This window comes from Pedobacter sp. UC225_65 (assembly GCF_042698365.1).
GTDB lineage: Bacteria > Bacteroidota > Bacteroidia > Sphingobacteriales > Sphingobacteriaceae > Pedobacter.
The window spans coordinates 939,304-959,237 of sequence record NZ_CP170550.1 but is presented as its reverse complement, the minus strand read 5'-3'; the positions used below and the strand labels follow the sequence as shown (position 1 = coordinate 959,237).

At 37.2% G+C, this 19,934-nt stretch carries 15 protein-coding genes and 1 pseudogene; 5 read left to right on the top strand and 11 right to left on the bottom strand.

Annotation, left to right across the window (positions count from 1 at the left end; genetic code table 11):
* Positions 1-11: 11 nt before the first annotated feature.
* The 6 genes and pseudogenes from ACFJIZ_RS05005 to ACFJIZ_RS04980 form a co-directional block, all read right to left on the bottom strand.
* The gene (locus ACFJIZ_RS05005) at positions 12-617 is read right to left on the bottom strand and encodes a PorP/SprF family type IX secretion system membrane protein (protein WP_379093900.1); all 606 of its coding nucleotides are present in this window, start codon (positions 615-617) and stop codon (positions 12-14) included.
* A 53-nt stretch (positions 618-670) separates the two neighbouring features.
* Positions 671-1,006 (bottom strand): annotated as a pseudogene (locus tag ACFJIZ_RS05000) (type IX secretion system membrane protein PorP/SprF); the annotation flags it as partial.
* Between the two features lie 49 nt (positions 1,007-1,055).
* A complete protein-coding gene (locus ACFJIZ_RS04995) occupies positions 1,056-3,242 on the bottom strand; it encodes a gliding motility-associated C-terminal domain-containing protein (protein ID WP_379091246.1) in 2,187 nt (728 codons plus the stop codon).
* Positions 3,187-6,312, bottom strand: coding sequence for a hypothetical protein (locus ACFJIZ_RS04990; protein WP_379091244.1), 3,126 nt, complete (start codon positions 6,310-6,312; stop codon positions 3,187-3,189). The genes ACFJIZ_RS04995 and ACFJIZ_RS04990 overlap by 56 nt, the downstream gene beginning before the upstream one ends.
* Positions 6,290-6,844 (bottom strand): hypothetical protein, encoded by a 555-nt coding sequence (locus ACFJIZ_RS04985; RefSeq protein WP_379091242.1) that lies wholly within the window; start codon positions 6,842-6,844, stop codon positions 6,290-6,292. Before ACFJIZ_RS04985 ends, ACFJIZ_RS04990 begins: the two co-directional genes overlap by 23 nt.
* A 16-nt stretch (positions 6,845-6,860) precedes the next feature.
* Positions 6,861-9,848: a putative Ig domain-containing protein gene (locus ACFJIZ_RS04980; protein WP_379091240.1), complete on the bottom strand. Its 2,988-nt coding sequence runs from the start codon at positions 9,846-9,848 to the stop codon at positions 6,861-6,863.
* Between the two features lie 292 nt (positions 9,849-10,140).
* On the opposite strand from ACFJIZ_RS04980, the gene ACFJIZ_RS04975 reads away from it, so the two are divergent.
* The 5 genes from ACFJIZ_RS04975 to ACFJIZ_RS04955 all read left to right on the top strand — a co-directional run bounded on the left by ACFJIZ_RS04975 (position 10,141) and on the right by ACFJIZ_RS04955 (position 15,388).
* A complete protein-coding gene (locus ACFJIZ_RS04975) occupies positions 10,141-10,773 on the top strand; it encodes a hypothetical protein (protein ID WP_379091238.1) in 633 nt (210 codons plus the stop codon).
* Positions 10,736-12,664 (top strand): hypothetical protein, encoded by a 1,929-nt coding sequence (locus tag ACFJIZ_RS04970; protein WP_379091236.1) that lies wholly within the window; start codon positions 10,736-10,738, stop codon positions 12,662-12,664. The genes ACFJIZ_RS04975 and ACFJIZ_RS04970 overlap by 38 nt, the downstream gene beginning before the upstream one ends.
* Before the next feature lie 326 nt (positions 12,665-12,990).
* Positions 12,991-14,031 carry a hypothetical protein gene (locus tag ACFJIZ_RS04965; protein ID WP_379091234.1) on the top strand — a complete coding sequence of 347 codons (1,041 nt, stop codon included), beginning with the start codon at positions 12,991-12,993 and terminating at the stop codon, positions 14,029-14,031.
* Positions 14,028-14,585 carry a hypothetical protein gene (locus tag ACFJIZ_RS04960; RefSeq protein ID WP_379091232.1) on the top strand — a complete coding sequence of 186 codons (558 nt, stop codon included), beginning with the start codon at positions 14,028-14,030 and terminating at the stop codon, positions 14,583-14,585. The genes ACFJIZ_RS04965 and ACFJIZ_RS04960 overlap by 4 nt, the downstream gene beginning before the upstream one ends.
* Before the next feature lie 146 nt (positions 14,586-14,731).
* Positions 14,732-15,388, top strand: a complete 657-nt coding sequence (locus ACFJIZ_RS04955; protein WP_379091230.1) for a hypothetical protein — start codon at positions 14,732-14,734, stop codon at positions 15,386-15,388.
* Here the strand turns inward: ACFJIZ_RS04955 and ACFJIZ_RS04950 are convergent.
* From ACFJIZ_RS04950 to ACFJIZ_RS04930, 5 genes are all read right to left on the bottom strand, one after another.
* A complete protein-coding gene (locus tag ACFJIZ_RS04950) occupies positions 15,385-15,567 on the bottom strand; it encodes a response regulator (RefSeq protein WP_379091228.1) in 183 nt (60 codons plus the stop codon). The two genes, ACFJIZ_RS04955 and ACFJIZ_RS04950, sit on opposite strands and share 4 nt — an antisense overlap.
* Positions 15,554-17,737 (bottom strand): hybrid sensor histidine kinase/response regulator, encoded by a 2,184-nt coding sequence (locus ACFJIZ_RS04945; RefSeq protein WP_379091226.1) that lies wholly within the window; start codon positions 17,735-17,737, stop codon positions 15,554-15,556. The genes ACFJIZ_RS04950 and ACFJIZ_RS04945 overlap by 14 nt, the downstream gene beginning before the upstream one ends.
* 175 nt (positions 17,738-17,912) lie before the next feature.
* A complete protein-coding gene (locus ACFJIZ_RS04940) occupies positions 17,913-18,773 on the bottom strand; it encodes an OmpA family protein (RefSeq protein ID WP_379091224.1) in 861 nt (286 codons plus the stop codon).
* Between the two features lie 85 nt (positions 18,774-18,858).
* A complete protein-coding gene (locus tag ACFJIZ_RS04935) occupies positions 18,859-19,557 on the bottom strand; it encodes a LytR/AlgR family response regulator transcription factor (protein ID WP_379091222.1) in 699 nt (232 codons plus the stop codon).
* Positions 19,554-19,925 (bottom strand): GHKL domain-containing protein, encoded by a 372-nt coding sequence (locus tag ACFJIZ_RS04930; RefSeq protein ID WP_379093897.1) that lies wholly within the window; start codon positions 19,923-19,925, stop codon positions 19,554-19,556. The genes ACFJIZ_RS04935 and ACFJIZ_RS04930 overlap by 4 nt, the downstream gene beginning before the upstream one ends.
* Positions 19,926-19,934 lie beyond the last annotated feature (9 nt).

The following is a 19,934-nucleotide window of genomic DNA, read 5'->3' as shown; positions in this document are numbered from 1 at the left end:
AAGTCAAAAGATTAAAGTCTTGGACAGAAAAAGTTAGGGCCAACTATGCCTTTTCTGCTATTAAATGAAATTGATAATTCTAAACCACCTTTGCTTCCGGTGGCTTTGTTAAGGTCTGAGGTATTGAAATCGTAGCTTAAGCCAAATACCATGCTTTTAAAATGGAGCCCAACATAAGCGATGGCGGCATCTTTAAATCTATAATTACCTCCAAAGAGAAGGTCTGATTGTGGATCTAACATCAGTTGCGAATACATACTTAGCGCATATTCTTCCGCATTGCCTTGTCTCATATACAATGCATTTGGCGTAAGGGCTAGCATATTGTTTACTTTAAACCTTACACCTCCATGCCCTGTAAAACGCATAGGCACTTTTGCATCACCACCTACAAACTTGTCTTTGGGTTGTGTAAGGTGTGCTACCGATGCCCCAACAAAAATATTGGCGCTTTTATAATTGCTTCCATCAAAATACATCACACCTGCATTGATATCTGGTGCAACGAAATCTTGAGAATTGATGTTTTCATTAAATGGCATGGATGGGTCATAACCCATTCCTGGATTATATTGGTTACCGAAAGTTGCTTTTGAGGCATCAAAACTTTTGCTGATGATCCGGCCTGCATACCAAAATTGAAGATCTGGTCGCCATCTTTACCAAACCTGATCCGATAGGCCGCAGATGCCAATACATTTAACTGATTGTAACTAATGGCTCCTGCCCTTTGGTTGATGATGATGCCTCCAAAAGCCAGGTTTTTAACAGGTGCGGCATCAAAAGAAGCACCAGCAGTTAAGAAACCGTTATTTAAGCTGCTCCACTGTTGTTTGGCATTGACGTTAACACGATATGCACCTTCAGTTACACCTGTTAAGGCAGGATTTAGCCAAATAGGATTGGCATAATATTGAGAAAAATGTGGATCCACTTGAGCATATGACTGCTTTATTCCAAAACTTAGACCCAAGGTAAGTGCTAGTATTAATTTTATATTTTTCATCGGTATCATTTTAGTTAAAATCATTTCACAATTGTTAAAAAGCCAATAATTATCTTAAAAGTGTAATGGTACCTTTAAGCATTTTACTTGTACCGCCATTAAATGTTACATCTATATAGTAAACATATACGCCGCTTGGCTGTAGGGTGCCTTTAAAGGTTCCGTCCCATCCTTGCGAAATTGATTGCGATTCGAAAACGAATTGTCCCCACTGATTATAGATACGGATCTTGAAATTAGCTATTGCTGTACCATAGGCAAGGAAAACATCGTTCTTACCATCCCCATTTGGTGTAAATGTATTAGGTACATATAAACTGTCGCCTGTTGGATCACTGGTATTACCTGTTGTTGGTGTAGAGTTTGCACTAGTCTGACAACCCAACTGTCCTTTTGCCCTCACAATAACAGTTACACTTTGTGCTGGTTGTAAACCAGAAGCTAAATAGGTAGTTCCTGTTGAGGTAACCCATGTGGTTCCATTATTGATAGAAACTTCGTAAGATGTGGCGCCTGGTACAACGTTCCAACTGAACAAGATACTGTTATTGGTTACGGTCTCTACTCTTACTACTGGTGTGGCCAAAATAGGCGCTACCGTAACTGTAATCGAGGTCCTTGTTGGACTTGCACATCCACCGTTTTTAGCTACACTTTCTACGTAATAGGTAGTGGTAGTGGTTAAAGCTGCAGTAGTATAACTATTACCTTCAAACAAAGCTGTTCCTCCTGTATTTGTAGTATACCATTTGTAGGTTAAATTGGCATCTGGATTATTGACGCTTAATGTCACTGTACTACCAGAACAAGGAGTAGTATTAGAACTCGATAAACTTGTTGGTGCAACCGGAGAAGAATTAACCGTAATGCTAACCTGTGCACGACCGCTTGAGATACAACTGCCAGCACTTGCCTCTACAAAGTAAACTGCATTGGCATTAAGTGTAGGCGTTGTAAAACTACTACCAGTGCCCAATGGAACAGTACTTACCGCACTACTATAATAGGTATAAGTAATGCCTGCCACAGGATTAGATACAGTTATTGTTGCCGTACTACCCGCACATGCATTGATGGTAGTTGCATTAAGTGTAGGCGTATTAGGTTTCGTGGTGATTGTAACCGTTGCTTTAACCCTGGTTGTTGCGCCTGTACAGCCTGTCGTTCCAACCGCTCTTACATAATAATCTGTAGTTGCATTTAAAATTGGTGTGGTAAATGATGGACCAGTAAATAACAATGTTCCAGCTGTTGCATCATTGTACCATTCGTAGTTGACACCAGTTTGTGCATTTTGAATGGTCAATATCGTTGCATTTCCAGCACAGATTGTTGTTCCGGTTGATGAAATAATTGGTGTTAAAGGTCCAGTATTAATGGTAATCGTGATCTCTTTCGCTGCACCAGCCAAATTCTCGCATTTATTGTCACCTTTTACAGTTACATAATAGGTGGTATTGGTAGTAAGAATAGGCGTGGTAAACACAGCACCAGTAAATACGACCGTGCTAAGGTTGGCATTGCTATACCAGGTAAATATTGGATTGGTAACTGTAGTGCTACTTGCGGTTAATACAGAAGAATTGTTTTGGCAAGTAAACAAGTTACCACTCACATTGATATCTGCAGCTACAGCAGTTGGATTAACCACTACCACTACTGTTTTAGCAGTTGCAGCGGTATTTTCGCATTTGTTAGCACCTTTAACAGTTACATAATAAGAAGTTGTAGCAGTTAATGTAGGTGTAGTGAAGCTGCTTCCAGTGGCTACTACAGTAGTTAATGCGGCATTGCTGTACCAAGTAAATACCGGACTGGTAACCGTGGCACTACTGGCCGTTAAAGTTACACTAGTTGAACCACATGCTGGTGGTGGTGTAGAAACTGTAATATCGGCACTTGTTGCAGGTGGATTTACCGTAAGTGCTATAATTTTAGCATCCGCAGGTTTATTTTCGCATTTATTGCTTCCTTTAACCGTTACATAATAGGTGGTATTGGCAGTAAGAATAGGCGTGGTAAATACTGCTCCTGTAAATACTACTGTGGTGAGGTTGGCATTGCTATACCATGTAAATACCGGATTGGTTACAGTTGTACTGCTTGCCGTTAAGGTGGCAGTAGAAGAACCACAAATGGTAGTTGTACCACTAACCTGTATATCTGCAGCAACAGCCGAGCTACCAATGGTAATGGTCAATCTTTGTACGTGCAGAACTGCTACAGCTATTGCCATTTACAGCCTCTACAAAGAAATCGTATGTTCCAACAGCAAGGTTTGTTGGTGTAGTATAAGTACTGTTGTTTAAAACCAATACCGTTCCATTAGCATCGTACCAATTGTAGGTAACACCAGCCACTTGTTGAACACTTAATGTAGCCGCACTACCGAAACAAACACTTGTTGGATTTCCAGCTACAGCAACTGGTGGACTTGGCAACGGCAAAATAGTAACCACAACTTTGGTTGGTGTGCTTTCGCAACCATTTGACGATGCAGTTACATAATAATTATAGGTACCAGCAGCCAAAGTAGTTGGCGTGGTAAATGTAGTTCCATCTTTTCCGGCTTGGTAAGTAGTTTCTAGATACCATTTATAGGTAACACCAGCAATTGGATTTTTAATACTCAATGTAGCTGCTGCACCCTGACATGCACTTGCGGTTACCGCATTGACTTGTGGAGCGGCAACTATTCTTTGTGCATAATTTAGGTCTACTGAAGTTAAGGCACCTAACAGGCCTGAGTTTAACCTTACTTCTACACCATCAAATTGTGCAGTAGGGATAAAGGTTAAAATGGCACTACTGTTATCGCTCAACAACTCTATATTGATCAATGGATTTGAAGCAATCATCAGGTCATTATTACTAACAGCGCCTTTATATGTTACAACACCTATTGAGGGCAATACCGCTAATGATAACAATTTACCCGGTGAGGTGATTTTGATACGCAATGCATCTCCAACGTTAGAAAGACCACCGGTAAAACCAACTCTTTGATAAACATAGGCGCCTAATGCACCAACAGGCATTACCAACGATGAAGCGGTTTCTATTTTATCATCTACCGCCAAACCTGGATTAAATACGCCTGCCAAAAGTGCAACTCCACTTACACCATCGGCCAAGGCAATTGTGGCCGAACCACAAGGTACTGTTGTTGGTGTACCACCAGGCACTACTGTAACTACTACAGGCACACGTGCTGAAGCACATCCACCAGGAACCGATGCTTCTGCATAATAAGTTGTAGTTGTGGTTAAAGCTGGTGTAACGAATGAATTACCTGTAGCCAATATGGTAGTTGAGGTTGAGGTTTGGTACCAGTTGATTACTGCATTTGAGGTACTTGAAGTTGCAGTTAATAGTGCAACTGAACCAGAACTTATGGTTACTGTTGTTGGTGTAACTATAGGCGCATCCAGCGTTCCAACTTTTATGGTTGCCGTGGTACGGGCAGAAGCTAAACTACAAGCATTCACTGCTTCTACCGAATATGTGGTATTTGCAGTAACTGATGCAATGGTAAATGTGGTACCATCTTTACCTGTTTGATAAACACCCCCTGCATCATACCATTTATAGGTGATACCAGCAACAGGATCTTTTACCTGTAATTGTACGCTATTTCCAGAACAAGTAGTTACATCGTTTGATAACAAAACTGGAGCAACTGGTGCTGGAGTAATGGTTACATTGATTTCAGTCTTAGCACTTACACACCCTGTTGAAGAACTTGCCGCTACAAAATATTTGGTATTTGCAGCTAGGGCTGGTGTAGTGAAACTTACCCCATCTTTACCCGTTTGATAAACTCCAGTAGCATCGTACCATTTGTAGGTTAGGTTAGCTTTCGGGTTTTTAACAGATAAGGTAGTGGTTTGGTTTAAACATGCAGTGGCATTGGCACTGGTAACTTCTGGTGCTGCAATCACATGTTGTGCGTAGTTTATACCAATTGAGGTCAAGGCGCCTAGTATACCTGAGTTTAATTTAATTTCTACAGCATCAAATGGTTTAGTAGGCATAAACGTAACCAATGCCTGGGTGTTTCCGCTTAATAGTTCTAAACTGATCAATGCCCCTCCTAATGTTACGCCATCGTTGTTGTTTACTCCACCATTAAGGGTTGATAATTCAACATTTCCTAAAAGAGCTAATGAAAGCAATTTTCCAGGAGAACTGATCAACACTTTTACAGCGTCTCCAATATTTCCGGCACTGCCAAAGGTCAATCTTTGGTATACAGAGGCATTAAGAGCCCCAACTGGCATCAACAAGGTTGAAGCTGTTTGTGTATTGTTGTCGATCGCCAAGCCAGAGTTAGCTACACCTGCCAATAATGCTATTCCATTAACGCCATTTGTTTCTGCTACCGCTCCTTCACATGGCACAGGGTTTGGCACACCACCATTGTCAACATTGATGGTAATTGCTACCCTACTGGCAGAAACGCAACCATTTGTTTTTGATTTGGCCTCTACATAAAATGTAGTGGTAACATTAAGTGGTGGGGTAACATAAGTTGACCCAGTATATACTGGTGCCGTTGCATTGGCTGAATTGTACCAGTTAAAATCAACATTTGAATCTGTTGACGTAGCTGTTAAGATCACCGTCTGACCCGCGGTTATGGTAGATACAGAAGATTGTACTTGTGGTAAACTTGGACGTGGATTTACAGTAACCGTAACGGCTGCTCTAGTAGCACTTGTACATCCTGATTTAGTTGCTTCTACATAATAAGTTTTGGTAGCGCTTAATGCAGGTGTTGTAAATGTTGCTCCACTGAACAATGCTGTTCCACCTGTAGCCACATCGTACCATTGGTAGGTAATTGTTGGATCAGGACTGGTTACGGCTAAAGTAACTGGAGCACCTTCACAACTTGCGTTAACAGCAGCAACAACTGGAACCGATAAAACAGGTACAACGTTAACATTGACTGGTACACGTTCTGGATTGGCACAACCGTTTCTGCTTACTTGGATATAATAAGTTGTTGATGTAGTTAATGCTGGACTGGTATAAGTATTACCCGTAGCCAACAATGTACCACCAGTAGCGGCGCTATACCAAGTTAAAGTTGTACCTCCATTTGGTGTTGCGCTCAATGCCGCTGTGCTTCCTGAGCAAACAGATTGGCCTGTTGCCGCAATGGTTGGTTTTGGATAGATAATCTCGGCTCCGTAAATATCTAAACTACTTAATGCGGCCACTGTAGCACTAAAGCTTACTTCTACCCTATCAAAAGCTCCCCCAGCTAATAAGGTTGCTTTAAATCGGTTTGACCCAAGCAATTGAAGATAAGATCAATGATGAATTTAATGGATAGGTATTTACTACTGTATTTCCGTTCATTACTTTAACGGTGATACCGCTTAACACCGAAAGATCCAATAAACCTGTTGGTGTAGATAAATCTAAACGGATACTATCTGTACTTAAACCTGCACTTGGGAATATCAGTCTCTGGTATCCTGTAGCGGCAACACCTACAGAAAGTGTAATTCTTGTGAAATTATTTGGATCTGCATCGGTAGAATTTGTTGGACCTGCGATGTTACATAATACACAAAGCAATGAAACGATACCTGTATTTTGTGAGTTCGCAGCATTACATGCCGTTGCACCACCACCGGTGGTTACTGTAACGGTTACAGGTGCACGACTTGCGCTTTTACAGCCATTCGCATTTACAGTTTCTGCATAATATATAGTAGTGGTAGTTAAGTTTGGTGTTGTAAAACTGGTTCCAGTTCCTAATATTGAACCTCCAGTAGCTGCACCATACCAGTTGATGGTAAGACCAGCATCGGCAGTTGCCTGCAATACTGTACTTTGACCACTATTGATCGATCTGATTGTTAGTGGTAATTGTAGCTAAGCTTGGTGAGGGATTAATGCTGACATTTACAGCAGTTTTACTGCTTACACCCGTTCCCGAAACAGCTTCAACATAAAAAGTTGTATTGCTGGTTAAAGCTGCGGTTGTAAAACTACCATTGTTATTGGTAGCTAATGGCGTGTTTCCTGTTGGACCATACCAATTATAGGTAACGCCTGCTTGTAGATTTGTAACGGTTAATGTTGCACTTGTACCATTGCAAGTAACAGCACTTGCCACAATTGGCGCTTTAACTTTTACGATAATGGTATAATTGGTATTGGCAACGTTCGAATTGGCATCTGTAACCTTTACTGAGATGGTATATGTTCCACCTACAGTTGGTGTGCCAGTAATTTCTCTGGTAGTTGCATTAAATGATAGCCCAGTTGGTAAGTTGGTAGCTACATAGGTATATGGTGAAGTGCCACCTGTAACTGCTGGTAATACTTGCGTTGGATATACATCGCCTACTGTACCATCTGGCAACGGCATTGTTGCCAATGAAAGTGCACCAATTACTTTTAATGCATAATTATTGCTTACTTTTTTTCCTTCAGCATCTGTTGCAGTTAAAGTGATAGAATAGTTACCTGCCTGTGTTGGTGTACCGCTAACTTGCCTAGTAGCTGTATTAAAGTTTAAACCTGGCGGCAAGTTTACTGCAGCATAAGTGTATGGACCAACACCGCCAAGTGCTGCCGGAAGTGTTTCTGTTACATACACGGTACCTACCGTTCCATCAACTAATGTTTTGGCTGGTAACGAAAGTGCATCCGTTACTTTGATGGTGTAATTCCTATTTGCCGTTTTGTTATCTCCGTCGGTAACTGTTACTGCTACAACATAAGTACCAGGGGTAGTTGGTGTACCTGTAATCTCTCTGGTGCTTGTATTAAATGATAACCCAGGAGGTAAGTTGCTTGCTGTATAAACATAAGGTGTACTGCCTCCTGTTGCGGCAGGTATAGTTTGTGTTGGATATAATGTTCCTACTGTCCCATCGGCCAAAGTAGCTGCAGGTAAGCTTAATGGATCTTTTACAACAATGGTGTAATCCTTTATCACAGAATTACCATCAGCATCTGTAACCTTAACTGGAACCACAAAAGTTCCTGATACAGTTGGTGTGCCCGTAATCGCTCTAGTTGTTGGGTCAAATGTTAAACCTGGAGGCAAATTGGTTGCTGTATAAACGTAAGGTGTACTGCCTCCTGTTGCGGCAGGTATAGTTTGTGTTGGATATAATGTTCCTACTGTGCCATTTGGCAATGTTAACGCGCCAAGCACAAGTGCATTGGTCACCTTAAGCGTATATGAAGTTGTAACCTTACAATTTTTACTATCTGTTACAGTAATGCCAAAGGTATAAGTACCGGCGGTAGTTGGTGTACCTGTTAGTAAACCTGTACTACTTATGGTTAAACCTGGCGGCAAAGTACTTGCTGCAGCCAAGGCATAGGTATAAGGCGCTGTACCACCTGTTGCTGCCGTAATCTGTTTCGTATAAGCTGTTGCCACCGTTGCATTAATAAATGTAGTCGTTGGCAAAAGAATAGCTGGGTTAACAGTTACATTTACCGCAACTCTTGCAGATTCGTCAGGACAACCAATTTTTTTGGCAGCTACATAATAAGTCTTATTTGCGGTTAAAGCCACTGTAGAGTAAGTACCATTAAAAGCAGTGGTTGCTAATGCTGGGCCACCATCTAAAGCTTCATACCAAATCAATTGGTTTGTAGCACTAGTTGTAGCACCCAATACTGCACTGCTATTATAACACGCAGTCATTGCATTTGAATATGGCGCTGTAAAAGTAGGTCTCGGTGCCGATCTGGTTACACCATACACACTAATGGTCTGTGTTACATTTACATTAAGTAGTGAGGTCAAAGTAATTTTGACTCTATCAAAAGCGCTGTTTGGTGCAAATGGTATATTGACCACTTGTCCACTATTTAAAAGACCTAATAAGTCTAATCCTAATAGATTATTACTTAATGCTTCAGAATAGACCAGATTATTTCCATTATAAGCACTAACAGATATTTTGTTCAGCAAACCTACATTAAGCAATGCAGGATCAACGCCCAACCTTACATTAAATTCATCACCAACATTCGAAGGTGAGTTGAAATAGATATTTTGACTAATAGAACCCGCTACACCTAATGCACCTAAACTGATCTGAGATGCAGTAGATGTACTGTTATCAATCGCATTTTGCATATTGGTAACGCCAGCTTTTCCTACGCCCAAAAGACTTACTGTTAAACCGGTACCCTCAAAATCTGTTGCAAATGCCGGATCGCAACTGCCCGTACCAGACATGTAGAATGCATTATAAACCTTTGTTTGATTTGTACTGCCCAACAATAAAGCATTGGTTACATCTTTGATATAAACCCTATCGTAAGGACTTTCTGGTGTAATGGCTACATAAAAATTTCCAGCTGCATCTTTTACCAAACGTAAGTTGGAAGATGAAAAAGCCCCACTACTTGAACCAGATAAGACTTCGTCGCTGGAAGAATTTCTTGCGCCCACTACAAACGAGTCATGACCTAAAACAACATTACCGAGCACATTTGCCAAAGCACTACCTAAGTTACCACCTAAGAGTGCATTTAACACATCTGCATCAAAATCTATCCTGATAAAGGTTGTCTTATTGGCCGGTATGGTTCCTGGAAATTGCAGTTCCAATTCTCCACTGTATTTCCCAGCCCCTAGTAATGCACCACCATAAGATTTAACTATAGCGAAACTATTGTTATCTAATGTTGCATTAGTAGCATCTTGTACTTGGTTTGACTTTACCGTTGCAACATTTGCTAAAATTTTCGTCTGCGCATAAGAAAGCGAACTTATTAACGTTAAAGAAATAATACTTAGGAGAAAAATGATCGTTTTGATCAATTTAGTCGAATAGGTAGATGTCAACTTCATACGATACGGATTTAGTTTAAGCTGTTTTTTATACAATTTTAGCTACCAATCCATAGATATTCGTTATTCGATTTGTTCATTAAACAAGTCTAACAGCATTATTTTGTTCATTTTGTTCAAGTTAATCATGAAAAAAACTTATTTATTTCATGATTTGTTCATTCATGCTAAGTTGGGGATGGAATTATAGGTTTTTTTTGTTCATTGCTGAAATTTCGCTTGAATTTCCGACTGTATATTTTCTAATTAGTTAAATCTATATTGGTATCAATCGGAATTTTTAATCACTATTATGCTAGATACTCATTCACTGAACGAACTCAGAAACTTAATTTTGCAAAAAGCAGGAATTAAATTCATTTCGCCATCAGATTGTCAGCATATTGCACTTTCAATCAGTAAAAAAGTAAATAAGACCATCAGTAAAACCACCATTAAAAGACTTTTCGGTTTTGCAGTGGCCAAACATAACTTCTCTAAATTCACCATCAATACCTTACTCGAATATGTTGATAGTTCTGATACCGAAATCGTATTCAAATCAAGCGTCACCCCTATTTACAAAAAAGATGTAGAAGATTGGAAACATGTTGCCATAAGGGCAAAGGCAATTTCTCAAACTACACTAACAGGCATTATCAATCATTGTACCATACCCTATAAGGCAACTATCAATAGAAAATTTGCCATCCAAGATTTTGAATACTTTTATAAATCTAATTTTAGCTTTACTGCATTTATTTCACAACCAGGCTATGGAAGAAGTATCTTACTTTCACATTTGGTACAAAACCTGTTTTTTAAGCCGCAAGCTAAATTCCATAACGATATTGTACTGTTTGTAAATGCCAACGAAATCTTCGATAAAGAAGGAAACCACCAAAGTTTTGAAACCGAGAATCAAAAAAAGATTAAATATTTCTAAAAGTAGAAAACTCATACCTTCTTTAAATAACCATTACGAGAAAACCGGAAGTAAGTTTATCATTATCATAGATGCCTTCCACGAGCTTTTCACCACAAACAAGGAAAAATCCAAGATATTCGAAACCATTATTTCTTGGCTGTGTGAGATTGAGGACAGTTCCGCCATTAAGCTTGTACTGAGCATGAGGACTTATTATTGGGTAAGATTTTATAGTTTGATGCGTAACTCGCATTATTTAAAACAAAAATGGTATTCAGGTAGTCATTACAACCCTGAAAAGGTATTGAATGTACCAAGATTTACCACTGAAGAAGTAGATATTGTTTTAAATAATATTGACCATAAGATACAGAAAAAACTTGACCTGAAAATAAAGTCGAAACTAAGGTTCCCCTATTATTTTAAGTTCTACAATGAACTTAGGGAAGAGTATCCACATAATGAGTTTCATACAGAAATCATTTTTCATGAAATCTATCTTAAATACATCCTAGAAAATATCTATCGGTCAAACCAATCATTAGAGAAATTGATCTTATGTAAGAAAATCATACAATTCAGTGAATATGGGCATAGCAATCTATCCATAGACAAAAGATTGTTTCTACACGATTTTACCATATTTAAACAGGCTTACATGGAGTTGCTTTCTGATGGTATATTGGTTGAACATAAGCACGTTCATAATGGTATGTTATTAGAAACCGTAAGTTTTGTGCATTGCCATATTTTTGAATATTTCTTATTCAAAGAGTTGTTGGACCGTACGCAGCATACAATGGATGAAGCCTTTTTAATCGAGATCACAACAAATTACCATTATAAACTGGCAATGAATTTATTACAGTGGTCTATATTTACGGCTATCCGAAATGGCAATTATGAAGTGATCAAACCCATCCTTAATTTAAGATTGAACGACCAAAATGAGAACTATTTTTTCCTGTTCATTTTAGAGAACATCAAACATCAGTTGAAATATAAACCTGGGGATGCTGTGCAACTCAAAAGAAATGGACTACAAGATCAATTTGTAACTAAACTTGTTCAACAAGATTTTCTTTCACCTTCTTTTAAAAATATCATAACTTTTTTTTCTGGTATGGTAGACAACAAAGAAAATGCCGTCATCTATCAGTCTATCCTATTGATTTCTGATTGTTTAAACCTAAACTTAAGAAATATAAAAGAACGATTGAATTTCTTTCTGAAACTAAAAAGCATTACAAAAGAATGGCCAATTGATCCATTTGAAACATCACTTTTTCTGAGCAATAAATTATCAGGAGACAAGAAAATCAATGAAGATTTTTTAGAAAAGGTAAAAACATTTGAACTCAAACCCTTAGAAAAAAATACCTACGAAATGTCAATCGAACAAGTGAAAAGATTGATTTCTTATCTGTTTATCTTGTTGATCAATGAACTTGAACAACACCCAAAAGACTCGATCAATTTGATTTTATCTATCGAAAAAACAAGCCCATTGTTTGCTCGGTTTTTTAGAAAATATCATTTATATCTTTTGTATGTCTTGGCACTGGAGACATCAAAAAATGGCGACAATAACAAAGCCAATGTATTAGAAAGGAAAGTAGAATATCTCTATCAGAAATCGACATCAAAATATGCAAATGCATTTTTCATGTCGATCAAAGCGCAGCAACATCTCAACAGAAATGAGTTTGCAAAAGCAATTTCTTATGCCCATCGATGCATCAATTATTGCAAAGAAAATGCATTTATCATGGTAGCGATTTTAAACTTTAATATACTAATAAAGATCTACACTAAATTGAAAGATATGGTTAAAGTAGAAGAATATAAATTTTTAAAAACAGCAGAACTGGAGAAAAGGAACATCACTAAGACTCTGAGTTTAAGTTAATAAAATAGTTGTCTTAAATATCGATATTCTTAATTTGTTTACAATCGGTTGAAATACTGTTTATTATCGCATTATTTTCAGTATTTCGCACATTTATTTAACAAAAGGTTAATTATAACAGTTTTAAAAAACCTATATTAGTGTGTAAATAACCCTTAATTATTACGAACGCTCTCATGCCTGAAATTGTTATCTTGGATAATTTAAAACGTTTAATTTTAATTAAAACTGGCATCAAAATAATCAGTCCATCTGACTGTAAATTTATATCAATATCCATTCAAAAAGAACTGCATAAAAGTATTAGTGAAACTACCATTAAAAGGTTGTTTGGTTTTGCAGAAATCAAAAATCAATTTTCTAAATATACAATAAACACTTTATTAGAATTTGTAGAAAAAACAGACAGTTATGATGCTATTGAAAATCATCAGACTTCTATTTTGGAAGCAACAGAAAGCTTAGACTTAACCAGGGCTAGAGCACTTGAAATCACCTTGTATACCTTAAAGTACATTCGCAATAGAAGTAGTGTACCTTATGACATGACCATAGGAAGAAAATTTGCAAAATATGACTTTGAATATTTCTATTCCAGCGACAAGAGTTTTACTTCATTTATTTCTCAACCTGGTTATGGAAAAAGCATTCTCTTAAGTCACTTAGTGCAGGAGTTGGCTTTGGATGACCATGCAAAGTATAAAAATGATGTATTCCTATTTTTAAATGCCACTGATATTTTCGAAAAACTATATGAATCTTATAGCATTGAGGATAGGATCAAAGTAAAATTAGGCCTAAATCCAGATACGAAACTGACCAACTATTTTGATGAGCAATACGAAAGATTTGGTATCAAATTCATCATCATCATTGATGGATTTCCAGAACTTGTAGTCAATAAAATCTCTAAACCAAGGGTATTTGACAAGATCATCAACCTGATATCTAGCATAGATGAAAGTGAAAACATCAAATTGATCTTAAGCATGCGTTCTACCATGTGGAACAGGTTTTATGAGCGTTTCAAATATGTACATTTCTTAAAGCAAAAGTGGTTTGCAGGAAGTTATTTTAACCTCAACGATAGCTCAAATGTACCACCGCTAACAGAACAGGAAATTGATGACATCTTCCAGAGAATGTGTCCACACGACTTTAAGACAATTAATAAAAACGTAAAGTCACAATTAAAATTTCCATTCCATATCCAATGGTATTATCAGCTTAAAGAAGAATATCCTGAATTTAATTCTTATACCAACATTATCTTTTTCGAGACGATCGATAGGTTTATCCAAGAAAGACTTACCATTCTAATTACGCTACCGAGAAAATCCTCTACTGCAAGAAAATCATTCAATTGACCAATTTTGGTCGTAACAATAGTACTGTCTTAAAATCAGATCTGATCAAGGAACTTTCCGTATTCAATAATGCCTACATGGAGTTATTGGCTGATGGAATACTCATGGAAGAAAAGATCAACCAAAACAGCTTTGCATTGGAGTTTGTAAGATTTATACAGCCCCATGTATTTGAATATTTTTTGTTCATAGAGCTTTTAGATGTTTTTGACCAACAAATGGATGAGCATTTTTTTGACAATCTGAATAATGATTATTTTGGAAATCAGGTTCGATTCCAATTGCTACAATGGTCGATCAGATATATCATTAGATGTGAACAATTCGAACATCTATCATCTATTCTTAATCTAAAACTGAACAACTACGAAAAGAACTATCTGATTTATTTTATTGCAGAAAACCTAAACTACAAACTTAAAGATGACCCTAACCTTATCAACAAGCTTAAGGTTAACCGAATACACGAGACACTTTCAAAACATCTAATCCACTTCGATTTCATAGATTCTTGTTATAAAGAAGCTATTAATTCTCTAATTCTTAGTAGTTGATACGGATCAAAATCTTTTGTTCTATCATTCCATATTGTCAATTTTCGATGCATTGAGCCTAGACCCAGTAGATCTCTAAACGGATAGCGCAATTAGAAAAATTAGCGCATGAGGCAGAAAAGTGGCCAATAGACCCATATGAAACCTTGAAACTGATTTACCTCAAAGTTAAAGGTATCTCTGTTAAGGAGCATGATACGCTCCTTAAAATAGAAGAGTTTAAAAATAATGAACAAATCTTGAATCCTGAAGGTCTGGCTTTACCCAATGCCAAACAAGTACTGGTCTTTTTGATCATGACAACAGTAAACCTATTTTATGGAACTCCGCTTGAGGCTATTAAGATCGATCAATTCGATGACCGACTTTATCCAAAATTGTTTGCTACCAAAAAGCCATTTGCCGTTTACCTATTAAATCTTTTGGCAGTAGCAAAAGCAAAAACGGCTCCGGATGAGAAAACCGATCAAATGGAACGGATTTTAACCACACTGTATAAAAACAATACGGTGATTAATCCAACATTGTATGCCCAAACTGTTTTTTTATCCTTAAAGGCTCAACAAAGCAAAAACCGAAGAGAATATACGGCAGCCTTGCAATATGCTGAAGACTGTCTTAAAATTTATCAACGGAATAAATTGGTGGTCAATGAGATCACGATGTACAACCTGATCATCAACATCTACCAAGAGACAGATGAAAATGAGAAAGCAAACGAATATATCTACAAAAAGTTGAGTCTCTTAGATGATAAAGGCATAAATCCTGCGCCCTTCCATTCGGTAAATAGCAATAATTAACTGTACTGTTGTACCTTTTTGTACAATTCCTCTGGTAAAAACGGTTTTACAATGATATCATCCATACCCGCTTCCCTAACCTGTTGTTCGATTTCTTTCTTCAAATTGGCAGTAAGTGCGATAATGGGAATCTTAATTCCATTTGCCCGCATTGTTTTGGCAGCTTCATATCCATCCATGATCGGCATATGTAGAGTCCATAAATACCAATTTATGTTGATGGTCTAATTTTGATAATGCCTCTGAGCCATTTACTGCGATATCTACAACAGCGCCCCAATTTTCTAAGAATCTTTTTGCTACCATCACATTTAATGCATTGTCATCAACCAATAGAATATCCATTCCTTTAAATGCTTGTTTGTCTTCGTTTTTAAAATCGTTTTCTACAAGTTGTCTATCACTCAATTGCGTACTTTTTTCAAAGGTCTGGATGAAATAGAACGTGGCCCCCTGCCCTTCTTCACTATTGAGGTTTAAGGAGATATTTTGCATTTCCAAGATCCGTTTTGAAATGGCCAAGCCCAATCCCGTACCGCCAAAGCTTCTGGATGTAGAAGAATCAGCCTGTGTAAAACGTTCAAAAATGAGCTGTTGTTTTTCTTTTGATATACCTATACCCGTGTCTTTGACCTCAATTTTTAAAGTTACTTGTTTATTGGTTTGGGCAAGCACTATTATATTGACCTGTACAGAACCTTTAGCTGTAAATTTAATGGCATTGTGCACTAAATTGGTAATCACCTGAAATAGCCTTGTAGGGTCTCCGAATAAGTGATTCTTTAGCGCATCATCAATGTGCAGTTCGAGCTTGATCCCCTTTTCTATCGCATTTCCTTTTAAACCAGCAACAATGTTTTTTACAATTGAAATGATATCTATTTCTGCATTCTCAAAAGCAATCTTTCCAGCTTCGATCTTATTGTAGTCGAGGATATCGTTTACAATGCCTAATAAATTGTTGGCAGAAAACAACATGATATCCAGTTGTTCTTTTTGGTCATGGCGGGGGTTGTTTCGAAGCAATAAATGGCTCATGCCAATTACAGAATTGAGTGGGGTCCTAATTTCATGGCTCATGGTGCTTAAAAATTCACTCTTGGCCACCAAACCTTGCTCAGCTTGTTCCCTTGCCTTACCCAATTGAAAAGATACCCTATGCGATAATATAAGCGACTGTAAAAAGAAAAAACCAATGTAACCCACAAAAGTAATGAGTTGTAATGGAGGGATAACATTCCAATAATGCAATAAGGAAATGGCAAAAACAAACATCAACGAAATTGAGCTTAGCAGGGCATATTTGGAACCTGGCCTTTTATTTTTGTAGGCAAGCACATATACAATTGGTGTATAGATAATGCAAAAGACTGTAATGATCAAAAACGGATTGATCAACCTGGTAAAGATAATGGCAGGCAAGAATGTGGAGGCGAGCGTAAAAAGCAAACAAAGACCAGCTATTATTTTAACTACATTCTTATTCATATCTAAAGGATATAGATAGCGCGTATATAGGCCAAATAATCCCACACTTAAAAATAAACTGGAATATTCGAGCCGTACCATTACATACCAACTTGCGTCTGGTAATACGGTATGTAGCACGTAATTATCTACTCCCATAATGCGATAACAATACACAATAGAATATAGAGAGAACAATAAGGTGGCTCTATCTCTATTGCCTAGCAGATACAGCCCCAAAAAGAATAGTCCACCCATAAACAAACAACCTGTCAACAATAGGTCAATTGCTTCCGTCCTTCTTCTTTCTAAATTGATTTCTGCTTTTTTTCCTACTGTAATGGCATTTTTCATGCCACCATAAACATGTGTAAAATTCGAGATCTGTAATACCAGGTTCATGGTATCTTCCATCATTGGCACATCAAAAGCCTGATATTGCCATTTTGGGACATAATCTTTGGCATCAGTAGCTACCGTTCCATTATGCGCAACCAATTTGCCATTTAAGAACAAGCGATAAGAGGTATAAGAATCGGGCATTTCTACCCTGATCTGTTCATTGATCTTTGGCAGCAGAACTTTTAATTGATAAGATGCATAACCAAAGGAGGGCAGTTTTTCTCCATTCACTATTAAATCGTTCCATTTGGCGGGGAAGTTGATAATGGTCCCAGCTTCGGTTTTAGGTTGATTTGGGTTGATCAACTTTTTCCAATAAAAGAGCCATTCTCCTTCTAAAGCCACCCTTTGGTCTAAAGATTGATTTCTTAAATCAAGAATACCATTTTTAGCTATTGGGATTATATCTTTGGATTTACCATAGGCAATTGTAGTACAGCATAGGATGAGCGTAATCAAGAAAAAATGTAAAATTCTCATTTTAACTGCCATAGTTTAGCTGCACAACACTTGTTATAGTTTCAATATCAATTCTGATTTGCTAAGATAAATTAAATCGCAAAATATTATCTTATAATTAATATTTTTAACCTAAAATTTAATAAATAAAAAAGCCCAATCGTAATTGGGCTTTTTTTTAGATTTTTATATCAACCTAAGGTTTACTAGGTTCTGGAGCTTTGCCTATCAAGTCCATGAACTGATCTAACTTAGGTGTAATGATGATCTGGGTTCTTCTGTTCTTCGTTTTACCTGCTTCACTATCATTTGCGGCAACAGGATTGTACTCTCCTCTACCCCCAGCAGTTAAACGTTTTGGATCTACACCATAATTGTTCTGTAGGGATTGTACCACAGATGAGGCTCTCAGTGCACTCAAGTCCCAATTGTTTCTGATGTTAGGTTTTGAAATCGGAATGTTATCGGTATTACCTTCAATCAACACATCATAACCTTGATAATCTTGGATAATCTTAGCAATCTTACTTAAGGTTGCTCCTGCTTTATCAGAGATTTCGTAGCTACCAGATTTGTATAACATGTTATCCGAAAGTGAAATATAAACCACTCCTTTTAATACTTTTACATCAACATCACTCATTTCCTCTCTACTTAAAGAACGGGTCAGGTTATTGGTCAATACCACATTCAAAGAATCGCTTTTATTTTTGGCATTTACCAATTGTTGGATGTATTTGTTAGAACTGTTGATTTCATCAACCAATTTGGAGATGTTCACATTTCCTTGGCTGCTTGAGTTTAAACATTTGTTCAAGGCCGCCTGTAAGGCTGCAACATTTGAGCGCTCTGCAGCTATTTGTTCTTCTAAACTCTTCACCCTGATCTTTGAACCAGAAAGATCTTGTTCACTAGCCTGTAGGCGTTGGTTAAGTTGGGTATTGCTTTCCTGCAGTTTGCCATTGGCCGATTGCAGTTCTTGATATTTTTTATTGCTAACACACCCTTGTGTCAATATAGCTACAAGGAGTATCAGAGGTATACTAAATGATTTCATAATCTTATTTTTTAATTGTTGAAAGATTAACTCATTAACAAAATAAAAGTTGTAAAGTTTGAATTCTAGATACAATAATTGTTGTTCAATCTGGCTTATGATGAATATATGACATCACTGCAGTTTTGAAACTGCTACCAATTGGAACCTGTTGGTAAGTTGTATCGATCAGATTTCCTTCTATGGATAAAATTGTATGCAAGGGCACAATAAAGGAACGATGAACCCTTATAAATTGACCAGAAAGCATGCTTTCTATTGCTTTCATGGTGTAATTTGCGATCAATATCCTCTCTTTTAAATGGATCTTCACGTAATTCTGCAATCCTTCTATCAATAAAATCTCGTCCAGGTTAATCTTTACCAATTTATGGTCTACTTTAACAAATAGATAATCGATTTTATTTTCGATACTTGATGTTTTTTGCGCATTCAAATTTACTTGAACTTTCTCTAAAGCATTTAATAAACGAGGTAGCGCAATGGGCTTTAATAGGTAGTCGACAACATTCAATTCGTATCCTTCCATTGCATATTTGTTAAATGCTGTGGTAAAAATAACCAATGGTGGATTTTTTAAAGAGCGCAAAAAATCCGTACCAGAAACAATTGGCATCTTGATATCCAAAAACATCAGGTCAATTTTTGAAGCATGTAGGGCTTCATAGGCTTCCATTGCATTTGCGCACAGTTTAACCAGTTTATAGTTCGTTAAACCTGCCATGTAGGCTTGCAAAAGTTTACGTGCCTGAGGTTCATCATCTACAATTAAATAATTGATCATTTGTACAGCTCAAGTTTTACGGTAAACATCTTATTTTCTTCTTTTAAAGTTAGCTTATAATTGTTGGAAAAATAATGGTTCAAACGCTTCCGTACATTTGATAAACCAATTCCTTTTTGGTCATTGCTTTCAGTTGGAATAAAATTGTTCGTGGTGGTAAGGATGATTTTGTGTTCGTCCTCTATCAATTCAATTGTGATACAAACATCTTCAGCAGTTACTACACCACCATGTTTAAAGGCATTTTCTACAAAAGCTAAAAAAATAAATGGTGGAATTTGATAAGCCTCATCATTGATAGCTAAATTGATAACAATTTTGGCATTTTCTTCAAAACGGACCCTTTCAATGGCAATATAATTATGCAATAGGTTAAC